The organism is Lyngbya sp. CCY1209 (assembly GCF_055795065.1).
This window is the reverse complement of record NZ_JAYFER010000236.1, coordinates 1-14,428: the sequence shown is the minus strand read 5'-3', so window position 1 is coordinate 14,428 and position 14,428 is coordinate 1. Positions and strand designations below refer to the sequence as shown.

The 14,428-nt window shown below is 57.6% G+C and carries 11 protein-coding genes; 4 read left to right on the top strand and 7 right to left on the bottom strand.

Translation table 11 applies throughout. The annotated features are described in order from the left end of the window. The coding region (locus AC0QHF_RS05985) for a formylglycine-generating enzyme family protein (RefSeq protein ID WP_324703279.1) at window positions 1-1,015 on the top strand (1,015 nt) is incomplete at its 5' end. Between the two features lie 337 nt (window positions 1,016-1,352). Further along, complete coding sequence (locus AC0QHF_RS05980; protein WP_324703278.1) at window positions 1,353-3,278, top strand: heavy metal translocating P-type ATPase; 1,926 nt, start codon at window positions 1,353-1,355, stop codon at window positions 3,276-3,278. Window positions 3,279-3,543: 265 nt separating this feature from the next. Here the strand turns inward: AC0QHF_RS05980 and AC0QHF_RS05975 are convergent, their stop codons facing one another. From AC0QHF_RS05975 to AC0QHF_RS05965, 3 genes are all read right to left on the bottom strand, one after another. Then, a complete protein-coding gene (locus AC0QHF_RS05975; protein ID WP_324703277.1) occupies window positions 3,544-5,937 on the bottom strand; it encodes a CHASE2 domain-containing protein in 2,394 nt (797 codons plus the stop codon). A 12-nt stretch (window positions 5,938-5,949) separates the two neighbouring features. Then, window positions 5,950-7,125, bottom strand: coding sequence for a DUF1822 family protein (locus tag AC0QHF_RS05970; protein WP_324703276.1), 1,176 nt, complete (start codon window positions 7,123-7,125; stop codon window positions 5,950-5,952). A gap of 428 nt (window positions 7,126-7,553) precedes the next feature. Beyond that, window positions 7,554-8,756: a sigma-70 family RNA polymerase sigma factor gene (locus AC0QHF_RS05965; protein ID WP_324703275.1), complete on the bottom strand. Its 1,203-nt coding sequence runs from the start codon at window positions 8,754-8,756 to the stop codon at window positions 7,554-7,556. A gap of 276 nt (window positions 8,757-9,032) precedes the next feature. Here AC0QHF_RS05965 and AC0QHF_RS05960 point away from each other — a divergent pair, with 276 nt between their 5' ends. Beyond that, the gene (locus tag AC0QHF_RS05960; protein ID WP_324703274.1) at window positions 9,033-9,884 is read left to right on the top strand and encodes a M48 family metallopeptidase; all 852 of its coding nucleotides are present in this window, start codon (window positions 9,033-9,035) and stop codon (window positions 9,882-9,884) included. Window positions 9,885-9,917: 33 nt separating this feature from the next. On the opposite strand, the gene AC0QHF_RS05955 is transcribed toward AC0QHF_RS05960, so the two are convergent. Both AC0QHF_RS05955 and AC0QHF_RS05950 read right to left on the bottom strand, forming a co-directional pair. Next, window positions 9,918-10,688 (bottom strand): metallophosphoesterase family protein, encoded by a 771-nt coding sequence (locus tag AC0QHF_RS05955; protein WP_324703273.1) that lies wholly within the window; start codon window positions 10,686-10,688, stop codon window positions 9,918-9,920. Between the two features lie 42 nt (window positions 10,689-10,730). Then, entirely contained in the window at window positions 10,731-11,477 is a 747-nt protein-coding gene (locus AC0QHF_RS05950; protein WP_324703272.1) for a DUF1995 family protein, read from the bottom strand. 538 nt (window positions 11,478-12,015) lie between these two features. Here AC0QHF_RS05950 and AC0QHF_RS05945 point away from each other — a divergent pair. Next, the gene (locus AC0QHF_RS05945; protein ID WP_324703271.1) at window positions 12,016-12,225 is read left to right on the top strand and encodes a hypothetical protein; all 210 of its coding nucleotides are present in this window, start codon (window positions 12,016-12,018) and stop codon (window positions 12,223-12,225) included. Between the two features lie 146 nt (window positions 12,226-12,371). On the opposite strand, the gene AC0QHF_RS05940 is transcribed toward AC0QHF_RS05945, so the two are convergent. Further along, entirely contained in the window at window positions 12,372-14,165 is a 1,794-nt protein-coding gene (locus AC0QHF_RS05940) for a DUF3685 domain-containing protein (RefSeq protein WP_324703270.1), read from the bottom strand. 52 nt (window positions 14,166-14,217) lie between these two features. Then, window positions 14,218-14,428, bottom strand: a 211-nt coding sequence (locus AC0QHF_RS05935) for a hypothetical protein (protein ID WP_324703269.1), incomplete at its 5' end; no start/stop codon positions are given.

Genomic DNA, 14,428 nt, shown 5'->3' with positions numbered 1-14,428 from the left:
CAAAAGTCGCTATCAGTCCGTCGCGGAAGTTTTGGCAGATTTACAACCTTCGTCGGGTACAGTTCCACCTTCACCCCAAATCAAGATTCCCGCCAAACCCCAAAATAATACCTTTGAATTTGATATTGTCACAGTCAATGAAAGGGGGAGAAAAATTAATCGCCGTCAGGGTCAAGCCAAATACATTATCGAAGACCTTGGAGATGGTGTGACTTTGACAATGGTATTAATTCCGGGGGGTACTTTTATGATGGGTGCAGCGAGTTCTGAAGCAGGAAGTGATGAGAGTGAAAGACCCCAACACCGAGTCACCCTCCAACCCTTCCTGATGGGGAAATATCCTGTCACGCCGAAACAATGGCGACAAGTCGCCAGCTTCCCAAAACTCCGACGCGACCTTGACCCCGACCCCGACTCCTCAAGAAATTACTCAAATCTTCCCGTCGAAAAAGTTTCATGGTATGATGCACTCGAGTGGTGCGCCCGTCTCTCCAAAAAAATTGGCAAGCCCTACCGATTGCCCAGTGAAGCTGAGTGGGAATATGCAGCCCGAGCCGGAACCACCACCCCGTTTCATGTTGGTGAAACCTTGAGTACCGACCTCGCCAACTACAATGGCAACCTCATCTACGGCTCAGGAGTCAAGGGAGTCTACCGCAAAAAAACGACCCCCGTCGGTCATTTCCAACACGCCAACGCTTTTGGCTTGTATGACATCCACGGGAATGTTTGGGAGTGGTGCGCCGACCCCTGGCATGAGAATTACAACGGGGCACCAACGGAGGGTCGAGTTTGGGATGAAAAAGATGTGTATGATAACTATGTTGATAATTTAGTAAATTTAATAAATGCAAAAGAACGCCGAGTTCTGCGGGGCGGTTCATGGAACTACGTTCCTGTAGGCTGTCGCTGTGCCAGCCGCGTCGGGTTTGAACCGGACAACTTCTACAACCGCAACTTCGGTGTCCGCGTCGCCTGTTCCGTCCCGGATAATTTTCACTCTTTGCAACTATAAGAAACCGGATTTCTATGAGAGTTTCTCCTTCCCCACCAGATGGTTGCCTAGAAACCCGGTTTCTACCCCCCACCCGACACCGATAAGAAACCGGGTTTCTATGAGAGTTGATGGGTTGCCATGAAAGATGCTTCTAGAAACCCGGTTTCTACGCCTCACCCGACGAAACTTCGGAGGGCTTTCGGAAACTCTGAGCCCGGATGCCGTACTTGGGAGCGAAGACTATCGCCACCAGAAATAGAGGGGGGTTTACAGGCGTCCCCTCGTGCCGCCTTTTATTTCCCGAGAGAGGATGTCAAACTAGAGCAAGTATTCGCACCCTCACGGAGGACAATCGATGGCGACACAAGATCGTTGCTGTTCCTGTCACGGGGACGCCCCCGCGCCCAAAACTGCCCAACCCGAACCGGAAAGCCTGCGGGAGGAAGTCTTGCCCCTGGCGGCGATAACGGCAATTTACGTCCTGGCGCTGATATTCCACGGGTGGCTGAAGCAGGTGGCGTTCGGCTGGGGGGAATATCTCGTGTTCATTCCCCTGTACCTGGCGAGTGGGTGGGGAGTGCTCCGCAGCGCCGGACGGAATATCTTCCGGGGGCGGGTGTTCGACGAGACGTTTTTGATGAGTTTGGCGACCCTGTGCGCGATCGCCATCAACCAACTTCCCGAAGCCGTAGCCGTGATGTTATTTTACCGCATCGGGGAGGCATTTCAAGAGTATTCCGTGAAGCGATCGCGGCGATCAATCCGATCGCTGCTGGAAGTGCGCCCCGACAGCGCAAATTTGCTGGTAGACGGGGAATTGCAGGCCGTTTCTCCGGAGTCGGTGACGGTGGGAAGTACGATTTTAATTAAAGCCGGTGAAAAAATCCCCCTGGACGGAGAAGTAATATCCGGAACCTCCCAAATCGACACCTCGCCGCTGACGGGAGAATCCGTCCCCCGTTCCGTGGAAGTGGGAGAAACAGTCCTCGCCGGAACCATCAACAAAACCGGAGTTTTGACGGTGCGGGTGACGAAATTATTCGCCGAATCTTCCATTACCAAAATTTTGGAATTGGTGGAAAACGCCCAGAGTCGGAAGGCGAGAACGGAACGATTTATGACCACCTTCGCCCGGTATTATACGCCGGTGGTGGTGGGGTTGGCGATCGCGATCGCGTTACTTCCACCGCTGTTGAATTTCGGCAGTTATCAGGAGTGGTTTTCCCGGGCGTTAATTCTGTTGGTGATTTCCTGCCCCTGCGGTTTGGTGATCAGTATCCCCCTCGGCTACTTCGGCGGCGTCGGCGGGGCGGCGAAACAGGGAATTTTGGTCAAGGGTTCGACGTTTTTGGACGATCTGGCGGCGGTGAAAACCGTGGTGTTCGACAAAACGGGGACGCTGACCGAGGGGGTATTCGAGGTGACGGAAGTGGTGCCGCACAACGGTTTTACGGAATCCGAACTGGTGAAAATTGCCGCCCAGATCGAATCCCTTTCCAACCACCCCGTCGCCCGGGCGGTCCGCGACGCCTACGGGCAATCTTTGCAGGGAACATCTGTCGATGATTACCAGGAAATTGCCGGGTGCGGCGTCAAGGGAAAATTGCAGGATCGGAGGGTAATTGCCGGGGGCGATCGCTTATTACACATGGAAAATATCGACCATCCCCTCTGCGATGTGGGGGGCACGGCGATTCACCTGGCGGTGGACTGCCGCTATGCCGGATATATCGTGATCGCCGATCGCCTGCGGGATGACGCGGTGTCGGCGGTCCGGGCGCTGAAGGATTTGGGGGTGGACCGGACGGTGATGCTGACGGGGGACGATCGCACCGTAGCCGAACGCATCGCCCGAACCCTCGATCTCGACGGCTACCACGCCGAATTGATGCCGGAGGATAAAGTCGATCGCCTGGAACAGTTGTTGCGTCAGGATGGCGGACGGGTGGCGTTCGTGGGGGACGGCATCAACGACGCCCCCGCCATCGCCCGGGCGGATGTGGGTATCGCGATGGGGGCGATGGGCTCGGATGCGGCGATCGAAACGGCGGATGTGGTGATTATGACCGATTCTCCCTCTTTTGTCAGTCGGGCGATCGCCGTGGGGCGAAAAACCCGCCGCATCGTGTGGCAAAATATCGGGTTCGCGATCGGGATTAAGGGCTTTTTTATCCTGTTGGGAATTTTTGGATTCGCGACCATTTGGGAAGCGGTTTTTGCCGATGTGGGGGTGGCGTTATTGGCGATTCTGAACGCGACCCGAATCATGCGATCGGCTTAGATATCTAGAAACCGGGTTGATACCAATATCTCGATGGGAAACCCAAAACTTTCCTAGAAACCCGGTTTCTTCCCCCCCACCGATCGCTCTAGAAACCGGGTTTATACTAATATCTCGATGGGAAACCCAAAACTTTCCTAGAAACCCGGTTTCTTTCTCCCCGGAGCTACATTATATGGCGGCACACTTTCCCATGCTGTTATGGTATGTCAATTCGGAGAAAAAGTCAAGCCCTCCCGAGAGATCTAGAAACCGGGTTTCTTCGTCAATCCTGAAACGCGAACGGAAACTTGGGCGGCCGAATTTGCAATTGCAAACTGCGATAAACGGCGATCGCACACCCCGACCCCACCAACGCCAAAGCCGGGGGCACCAGGGGGATCCATCCCCCCGTCTGCCAGAGGACGACGTAAGAGCACCCGTACAACACCACCAGACCGCAACCCAATCCCAAACCGATCCAGCGGCGGCGGTGGAACGCCAAAGCGATCGCACTTCCGGCCGAGGACCCAACCCCGATCCAGAGGACTTCCCCCCACAGGGGCCACCACCAAATCAGGGGGCGTCCGTCCTCGACGGCACTGACGATCTGGCTGATGGCGTGGGCTTGGACGATAACGCCGGGGATGTCCGGGTAACTTTCGTGGCTGTAGGGGGTGCGGTGCAGGTCGCGGAAGGTCTTGTCCGTGGTGCCGATCAACACGATGCGATCGCGCAGCAACTCCGGTGTCAGCCCCCCATTCAGGGCCTCCCCCAAGGTCAGGGTGCGGGCAATTTTGCGATCGCGGGTATTTCGATAATTGATCATGATCTGATACCCAGCCGAATCGATCTGATGGTATCCGGCGATGTTGCCCTTGATGGTTCGCAGGGTCAAATCCCCCAGATGCAAGCTATTTCCCGTCACCTCCAAATCCGCATCAGTGAGGAGTCCGGCGGCTTTCAAATACTCGATGGCGACCCGCAAATTGAGGGAATTGTTGACCGGACAGCGGGAATCCATCGGGGGGGCCTGACCGATGAGTTGGCGGCGGAGAACCCCATCCGGGTCGATAATGGCGTTGCTGAACCCCACCCGAGTCCACACTGACTCCTGGGGAATGTGGGGCGAGGCGGGAATACCGGGAGCTTCCTCACTTTCCCCCACCTTGCAGACGGTGATGAAGCGATCATTATTTTGCAGGTGGTCGATCAACTCCCCACGTTCCGGGCCGACGGGGACTTCCTGATAAATGTCCAACCCGATCGCCCTCGGTTCCAGGGGTTCGAGCTGTTCCAACAACTCCTCCAACACCCGGGGGGAAAGCGATCGCCCCAGACGTTCTTCCGGCGGTTGATTCTGCACGTCAGCCCCCGTCACCTCGATCACCAGCATTCGCGGGTCGGGTTTTTCGGCGGGGCGCGATCGCATCAGGTGGTCGAAGGCCTTCAGTTCGTACCGTTCCAGCCACCCGGCCAACCGCATTCCCATCACCGTCGCACCGACGGCCAAACCGACTCCCACCCCCTTGGCGATCCTCAGAATGACCGATCTTTCCCCCGGATCGATCCGCTCCAACTTTCCGGTCAATTCCGACCAGGAAGGCGGACTGGTCAAACAATTTTGAAAAATCACCGGCAGCCAGCAGGCGCAGGGGAACTCGCCCTCCAAGCCCTGCAATTTTTCCCGAGCTTCCCGCACGGACAAATAAAACGATTTCCCCGCCGAAAATGCCCCGATCCAATTCATCAAAAATTCCTGGGCGACGCGGTCGGGAACCGGTTCCCGCATCACGATCAATTGGGGAATGTTGAGGGCGCTCAATCGATTCGCCAGACCCAACCCGTCGCAGGAGTTGAAGATGGCAAATTGCAGCCCCCCCCTCACAGCCGCTTTCAGGGCATTTTTCAGGTCAGGAATGGCGAGGGTTTCTTCGGCGTTAATTTCGATGTGTCCGGTGGAGCCATCCGGGGTGCTGGCGCTGTGGCCCGCAAAAAAGAGAATATCCCAGCTTTCCTGCCACAGCCAGCGGTCGAGTTCCCGACGTCGCGGTTCGACCAGAAACACCGTTTCCGAGTCCGGCAACTGTTCCAGGATCCCCCGATCTTTTTGAACTTCAATCCCCTCGGAATTCCCCAATATCGCCAGAATTTTGATTTTTTTTCGCCGCCGATTTGGAGATGAAGATGGGGAGCGATCGGGGGAACTGAGGGCGATTTCCGCTTTGGGAAAATCCTCGAAAAAATTCCACAAATGCCAGGGCAAATGTCGCAGCCGTTCGTCTTTGGTTTCCACGATCGCGCGAACTTCTCGTTCCGGGGAAAGGTGCGTCCGCAACTGCCGTTCGATCCGCCCGAAGGAGCCCGAGTTCAGCCAGGTGTTGATCTCCCGCCTCAATTGCCCGCACAGGTCCTCAAAATCCGATCGCGAAATCTGCCGGGTGTCCTCATCATCAAATTCAATCTCAGGGACGTAGCCGCGTCGCATCCGCCAGTCGTGATAGAGTGCTTCGTAGAGCGATCGCCACTCGTCGTACAATCGAGACAGTTGGGGAGCCGGCGGCAGGCTCCCCATTTGGGCGGCAGATTTCCCTTCCGACTGATACAAGTCCGCGAAAACGGCCGGAAACCCCTGTTCACAACTGCCCGCCCCGAAGCGGATAATGACGCGCTGACTCATAAATTCCCCGAGTTAAATCACGAACGTTTCGATCGCATCGATTTCGTCAAGCTGCACCCGCAAACTAAAATGATAACCAGGGGAACACTTGAACCGCGTAATTTGGAGGAGATCGTCGCGATCGCGAGCTTCGATACTCTTGAGGGTTTCTCCGGTTCCCGAGATCAGACTCAATCCGATCTGAGCCGGAAGGTGGGGCATTTCCGGACCCGGCGCCAATTTGACCCGCACCCCAACTCGGTCGTCGCTTTCCCGGCTCAGTTCCACCAGCAAGGCGACGGTTCCCTCACCTTCGCCGAGGGCGATGGATTTGACCCGCCGGATGGGTTCGCCCGAACCGCGCAGGCGGAAGTTGGCGGAACGCCGAAAGGCAAATTTGAGGTCGCCGGAATTGGGAAACAGCGTTTCTACCGCCTGCCATCCGGTTTCAAATAAGTCGTCGAACCATTGGCTCAGGTGGACTTCCGTCCCACCCCGGCGGCGTCGAAACAGGCGGTCGCGCCCCCGTTCGTCCGCCAGCAGGGACCCCCACAACGGAAAGGGAACTTCCAGTCGAGGGACGAGCAAATCGGGGTTCCCGAGGCGTCGCAGCAGGTTTTCCGCCTGGGAAGTGGGGACGGCCCGCAGGGGTGCGACGGCGGCCCGCCTCTGTTCCCGGGGGCAAAATTCCCGGGACACCCAAAGCACCGCCAGGTCCCGCACCAGGTCATCTCCGTCCAGGACGTAGGTGCGATCGCCTCCGTCGTAACGGCCCCGGGTTTTGAGTTCTCTGTGGCTGGCATAGCCCCAAATATTGACATAACCTTCGTCAGGATCGACCCGCACCGCCAAATAGTAGTCGCCGACCCACTCGGGGATGTCGATCCACTCTTGGGGAACCCGAAATTCGTCGGTATCGATGGTTTCCGTGGGAATCAGAATGAATTTCAGATCTCCCACGGCTAAGGCCGTCCCGCCGACGAGTTCCCAAATGGCCGAATTGGCAGTTGTCCCAGAATCCGGGCTCGCTTCCGGCGCGTACTCTTCTTGCAGCCAGGGGAGGATGATGTCGAAGCTGATGCGATTGAGGTACGTATTCCAGCGATCGCGATTTGTCGGGGCGGACTGGCTCTGCTGCCAGGATGCAGTTTGCACTGCGGGGGGAATTTCCAACCACACCTCGGTTGGGTTGGCGAATAAAACTGTCATCGGAATGACTCCTGCGAGAACACGGTTTAGTTGTTTTCCTCATCACCCGGCCATCTGGCTGGTACAACTGCTGTTGTATCTTTACCTACGTTTTGGTTTGACACAAATATGCACATATTTTAACGACGGAGATTTACCGATCGGGGGAAATCACAGAAGAAATGGGGGGCGACGGTCAGGGATCGATTTCGAGACAGCAAGAACGGGCGGTGCTCACCGGCAAAGCCGATCGCAAAAGGATGAGATCTGGCGGTGCGCCAAGAGTGTATTTATAGCGTGGCGCGCTTTTTAATAAGGAATGGAGAATCGGTCATTTTTCACTTTTCACTTTCCCCACACCCCGCACCCCGCACGCGGCGCCATGATTCCGTTCCCGACCGCACCCATCGAAACGTCGGGGGCGGATGGGCGGGAATTTTCGCTCAAATTCAAGCATCGTCGGCCCCCCCCAAATAACTCGGCAGCCACTCTTCCAGGGCGGTGGCCATCTGTTCGAGTTGTTCGCAAGTCGGGGAGGCCTTCACGGTGTCTTGGCTCCACTGGGCGAGGGCCTTGACCAGGAGTTCCCGCGCCCGGGACAGGCGCCGGGAGACGGTGTACTGTTTGGTTTGCACTCGGCCGGCAATTTCCTGTTGGGTCAGTCCCAGGCCGTAGTAGAGTTTCAGAATGTCTTGCAATTCGGGTTTGAGTTTCGCGATCGCCTCGGCCAGGACTCGGTGCAGTTGGGACTGTTGCTCCCGGCGGGCGGCGATTTCTTCTTCCAAAATGGCCTCGTCCAAGGGAGACTCCCGTTCCTCGTCTGGGAGGAGGTCGATGTACTCCCGGTCCGGTCCGGGTTGGGACGCATTCAGCGAAGTCGTGTCGGGGTAGAGGTAGGCGCGGGTCCACTGAGCCGACTCCTTCAACCACCGTTCCAGGATCTCGGGAGACACTTGGGCCCCACCGGCGGGGAGGGTGTGGCGGTCGCGGTTGTACTGGGCGGCGATCGCCTCCCAGGTGGCCCGGTCGGGGGGCGGCAACTGCCGGGTTCCAGCGGCTCGATCCGGGACGTAGAGGGTTTTGAAGCCGGTCCAGGCCAGCCGGTACTCGGCGATCTTCGTCGGGCCGAACCCGGCCCGACTCAGGGCCTCTTCGAGACGTTTCTGACTGATTTTTCGCAACAGCGCCCAATCGCTGCAAATGTCCGTCTCCCGCCGCTGCCGCAGGGTGTCGCGGATGATGGATTTGAACGTCACCCCGGCGTAATCTTTGAGGGACGACCCCTGTTCGGGGTTGAATCCTTTGAAGATCCGCCGCACTTGGGCGATCGCCATCTGAAACAAGTCGGCCAAACCCACCTGAGATCCGGCAAATCCGGCCCGGGAGGTTTTTCGCGCCGCCCAGTAACAGGTTTCCTGCAGGTACGCCAACAAATGCCCCTCCACCCTGGGATTCGGTTCCGGTTCCCGTTTCCAGCGCTTGTGCCAGTGCAGCGCCCAAAAGTCCTCGGAGCGGGGAGATTCCGGCGTTTGTTTCACGGATCGTTCCATATTGCGATGCAGCCCCGGATCGCTGACCCAACTGCTGAAGCGATCGTCGGCAAAATTGACGAAGGTGGAAAAAATTTCGATGATGCTATGACGGGGACGCATATACCACTCAATTCAGTAGCCGTAGACTTATCATACGAGATCCCCTTTTGAGAGCCTAGATTTTGGGAACAATTGACGATTGACAGAAATTTCCCTTCCCCGACTCCCCAATACCGACTCCCCAATACCGATTCTCCGAGTCGCGGGGCGTAGTGAATGAGTGGTCATGCGATCGCCCGAACTTTTTGAGGGAGTTGACCGTCTCGTGAATGGAAGGCAGAAAACCGCTCCCTTCCCCGGTTCTCTGGCGATCGATTGTATTGATATTTATCCGTCATGTCAAAGCATTTTTCATCCGGAATCCGTCGGTGTTTACGTCGGTGGTTCTATCCCCTGCTCTCCGTCTCCGTCGCCCTGGCGATCGGGCTGAGTTCCCTCCCGCCGGCCCAGGCTTTTTCCTGGCAAGATTTGATCTTTCGGGGCATCCAGGTGATCCAATTGTCCACCCTCTCCGACCGCCAGGAGGTGGAACTCGGGGAGCAGATCGACGGGGAACTCGTCGGCGGGGAAATTCGCCTGCTCCGCAACCGGGAGGCGACGGCCTACATCGATCGCATCGGCCAGCAGTTGGCCCGGGCCGGCGATCGCCCCGACATCCCCTACACCTTCCAAGTGGTGGACGACCCGGAAATCAACGCCTTCGCCACGATGGGGGGATTCGTCTACGTCAACAAGGGGTTGATGTTGGCGGCGGACAACGAGGCCGAACTCGCCAGCGTCATCGCCCACGAAATCGGCCACATCGTCGGGCGGCACTCCGTTGAGCAGATGAGGCGAATGGCGATCGCCCAAGGAGTGGCTTCGGTGGCGGGGATCGACAGCAATATGGCCGTTCAAATCGGCGTGGAACTGGCCCTGCGCCGCCCCCACAGCCGCAGTGCGGAGTACGAGGCCGACCGCCTGGGAGTCGAAGCCCTGGTGCGGGCCGGTTACGACGGGCGGGCGGCGGTAGACTTCCTGGCCAAATTGCTCGGCGGCGGTTCCCCCCCCACGTTTTTGAGTACCCACCCGGCGACGGGCGATCGCATCGAGGCTTTGGAGCGAGAAATCGACGGGACGGCGACCGCCTCCGGTGCGGGAATGGACACGGCCACCTACCGCGCCACCCTCGATCACCTGTTTTCGTAGAAAGGAGAATTGATAATTATCAATTCTCAATGATCAATTCTCCGACTGAGCCTCGGGCCGGCTGTACCGCAACCGGGCGAAAAAGGAGGGGGGTTTGAGGGGAGTGACCAGTTCTTCGAGGGGGAGCATCCGAAATTTGGAGTGGAGGGCGTTGAACTGGTAGACGGTATTGGTGTCGAGTTCCAGGGCGGTCAGCCAGCCACTTTTGGCGTGGTAGACCCCGGTATCGATGCCGAGCCAGCCCTGTCCCCGGACGATGTTTCCCGGCTCGACCCCGTCAAAGGTAAACGTGATCGTGTGGCCGACGATCATCTGTTTTTTGGGAAAGTAGGGTTTGGGGATGGAATGGAATTCCCGCCGAATCCAACAAAATTCGGCGGCGGTCTGTTCCTGGAGGGGCAGTTTGGGATGGACTCCGGCGTGGACGAGCCAGGTGTCGCCGAGATCCAGGAACAGGGGCAGCGATCGCATCCACCGCAGGTGATCTCGGGGAATGATCTCCGCGTCTTGGTAGGAGACGATCGTCGCCTGACCGCCGCTGTAGAGCCACGCCTGCCAGGCCTGTTGGTTGTTGCCGACTTCCGGCATCGCGCTCAACATCAGTTGTTCGTGGTTGCCCATCAAACAGTGATAGGGGCTGTTTTTGACGAACTCGACGACTTGGGCGCTTTTGGGACCGCGATCGATCAGATCTCCGAGAAAGTAAATTTCATCTTCGGCACCTGGGCTGAGTTTCTCCAGGAGGGCCATCATTCCATCGAAATGCCCGTGGATGTCACCAATCACAATGCGTCGGTTAGACATTGTTTTCTGTGTCCTGATGGATTGACTTGAGCAATGGTTCGCTCATCTGCTCAGGGCATTGAGGAAACTTTGGAGTCCGGAGAGAAAACCTTTTTTCTGGGCCTGGGGGTTGGACTCGACGGAGTTGGGGTCGGTTCCTTGGATTGCCCGAGCTAACAGTTGTTCCAACTCATCTCCGACGGGTTTCGTCGGTCGCTGGGCGATTTGTTGATAGTCTCCATCGACTTCCAACCACACTTCCCAAGGGGAGGGATAACACCGATACAAGGCGGCGCCGTCCAGGGGTCTGAGATAGTAGCAGGATTCGATGGTGTTGATAAAGCGATCGCGCAGTTGGCGCGCCGCGTATCCTATCCCTATGATAGCAACATCTTCTAAGCGGGGATTCAAAAGGATGACCGGGCGATCGCCGGCCAGTTTGGAGAGGGTTTCCACCTGAGTCACTTCCACGGCGGACGGCGACACCACCAAGAACCGCCCGTCGTCGGGTTGGAGTCGCCTCTCGACGGGGGAACGACTCGTCCCCACGTCCGTGACCCGGAAGGGGGTTTCTCCCCAGTCACGGCGGGCAAGAGCTGCGGCTCCGGCATCGGGAAAGAGGACTTTGAGCACGGTGTCGGATGTCTCGACGGCGGGGATGAACTCTCGGGCGATGGACTGGGCTTGCAGTTCGATTTCCGGGAACACCAGTTCCACTTGCATGAGGGTATAGCCGTCGTCGAGGGCCGCCCGGGTGGCGGCTTTGGCTTGGGCGATCGCTTCTTCTAGGCTGGTCGGGAGCTGTGTCATGGATTCGGATCTTGGGCTCGATACTCTCAGTTGCAGTTATTATCTCACGAGCCCGTCATGTCGGGCAGGGGGATAGTGAGGTGTTTCGCTTTCCTCCCTAATACCGACTCCCCCTTTTTCCCCGACCGAGACTCGATGGCAATTGCCGGGATTGAAAATCAACAACCCCACCTAATTTTAAGTGCTTGATGATACAACTTATCGGCGAAAAATTGGCGGTGCATCGATAACCGATTGGTTGAATGGGAATTGGCTGGCTCCGGCGGCGATCGGAGATGTTTAACACATCCGATCTCGATTTGGCAACCTTTCTGAGTTGGAGTCGTGAAAAAGTGTGGGCAATGACGGTTCGGCGGTGCTTTCCGATTCTGATCGCCGGGCTCGGTGTCGCCTCTTTTCGCTGTCGTGAAGAGGGTTGACAAATTTTTACAAAAGCTTTACAGTATCTGTTACCTAAATTTACATAACGTACTTGTTCTGTTTGGTGCTCATTGATTACCGTGTTGAAAGCAATCCAAAGTTGAGTGAGTGACAACCCATGGGTGCCATTAGTGAATTGGTGAGAAAAGCGATAGATACCGGCTGTTTGACAGTGGAAACTGAAGATCAGCTCCGCCAGCTATTGCAGATGACAAAATACGGTCGGGACGATTTAGATGCATTTGTCAATCTCAACCATGCGGTGAGGGAAGGGCAAGTGCGACAGGAGTCCCGCGAGTTGTTCCAATTGGAGTGTTTGAAATCGTAAAGTTCGATTCGGAGTTCGATGGCGCTTCTCGCCCGTTTCAAGGGGCCAGGAAATGAAACCGCCTTGACCTCCCTCAAAGTTTAAAAATGTGTTGCCACCGCCTGCGTGTCAATACCCGATCGCGAGACTTGCGACAATTTTGGGTCCTATTTTTTTTTCACCGGGCTATCCTGAATTGAAGAACCGATTCCTTGGAGAATTCCGCGCCCGATCAGGCCGAGGCCACGACCGAGAACTTGGGTCAATACAAACACCACGCCACTGCCAACAAAAGAGACGGCAGTCCTCACCCGAGGCGCGATCGCGTCGCGACCTTCCAAGACCAAAGTGACGGCCAGGGGAACGCCGGAGAGGCTTTCGAGTTCCCGACGTCGGGACGCATAAATAGTCCGCTTTTGAATTCCCCGCTCTCCCAACACAAACAACGTATAGGTGCTCTCAAAAATGGCTTTGGGTTCGCTGACGTAGCGATCGACGCGATACCGCCACGACAGGTTATTCCGAAACTTTTCAATTTCCCGGGTGGAGAGCATCCGGCGATCGTAAAAGGTTTGTTTGACTTCTTCAAGGTCGGCGAAACGGTTCAACAGGGGTTGGATGACGCCGTTGGCAATTTGAATCGCCCCGTGCTGCAAGAGGGCTTGTGCCCGCCGCGTCGCCTCCAAAGATCCCGGGGGATAAACCTGGTTGTCGATGGTCAAGGATTCTCCGAACAACAGGTGGGCGAGGAGGTCGTCCATGAGGGGAATGCGGTTCAAAATCGCCGCTTCCACCAGGGGGGCATCCCGGAGCAACACCGGGATCGCCTCCACCTGCCGATCGCCGACCGAGAGGGTGTAATATTTGCCGTAGAAATCGGCGACGGCCCCGGCCCACAGGTCTCGCAGCAGGGCCGGACACTTGAGGATCAGGCGGTCGGGTTCGATCTCCGACAACTGCAACTCGTCGAGCAGGTCTTCAAACTTCCGCAGGATCGTGTAAATGAGTTCCTGCTTCTTGCTCAATTTCAGGAGATCAATTTCCAGGGGAATTCCCGTCTGGTTGACCAACCCGGACTGGAGTTTGGCGACGGTGGCATCAAATAGGAGCGATCGCAAGGCCCCCAGATCCGCCTCACCCGGCACCGCCAAATCGGAACGGCCGGCCTGCACCAATTCCCCTCTGGGCTGCGACGGCCCGGTTGCGGACTCCGGCGGGGGACTCCCGCCCCCCGAACCCGAAACCTCCGGGGATTCGGGGAGGAGGTGGGAGACGAGCCGTCGTGCGGCCCGCAACTCCCGATATCGGCCCCGGGTAATGAGCCAATTCAACATCGGCACCGCCCCCCGCGTCGGCATGGGTCCGGCCTGTTCCAGGTCCGCCCCCAGTTCTTCCAGGGCGGTTTCGATGTCGCGCAGCCCCGGGGCGATCAGGGCGAAGCGCAATTTTTGCCAGCGGGTCGGGGGGGCGGGTCGGGGGGGGCGGGTTCCCGGGGGGGTTGTCGGGAGGGGATCGACCCAATAGCGTCCTCCGGCGGCGACTTCCCGAATCGCGCCGAGGAGTTCTTCGAGGGCGACCCCTTTCGGACAGTAGCCGGCCACCCCCGCCTCTCGGGCGGCGGACAGCTCGTCAGGGTCGGAGACGGTGGTGATCAGAAGCAGGGGGATGTCTCGATAGCGAATTTGAAATTGCCGACAAAATGCGATCGCCCGGTCGGGGTGGGTACTCAGGTCTTTGACTCCCAACTCCAAAAGGGCGATTTTAACGGCGTTGGGGGCGGCTTCCGGCGGTGCGATCGCGTCCGATTGCGCCCACCCGTCGAGAACTTCGCGGGCCCGAGTGGCGGTTTCGGCTTCGGCGACCACTTCGAGGTCAGAAAACCGTTCGCAAATCGACCGAATTCCGATCCGAAAGATCGGATCGTCGTCAATCAGCAGCAGTTGAATAATGGATTGGCTCATCCGATGGGAAATGGGGGGCGGTTCTCCAGTAGCGAAATTGGCCGGGTCGGCATCATTCCAAAAATAAGTTGGAGTCGGGGGGGCTGTAATTTTCCGGAGCCGGGGCGGGTGCCGGGGCCGGAGCCGGGGCCGGAGCCGGGGCCGGAGCCGGGGCCGGTGCCGGGGCGGGTTCGTAATCGGAATAGCCGGAATATCCGGAGTAGCCGGAGTTGTCGGAATATCCGGAGTAGCCGGAGTTGTCGGAATATCCGGAGTAGCCGGAG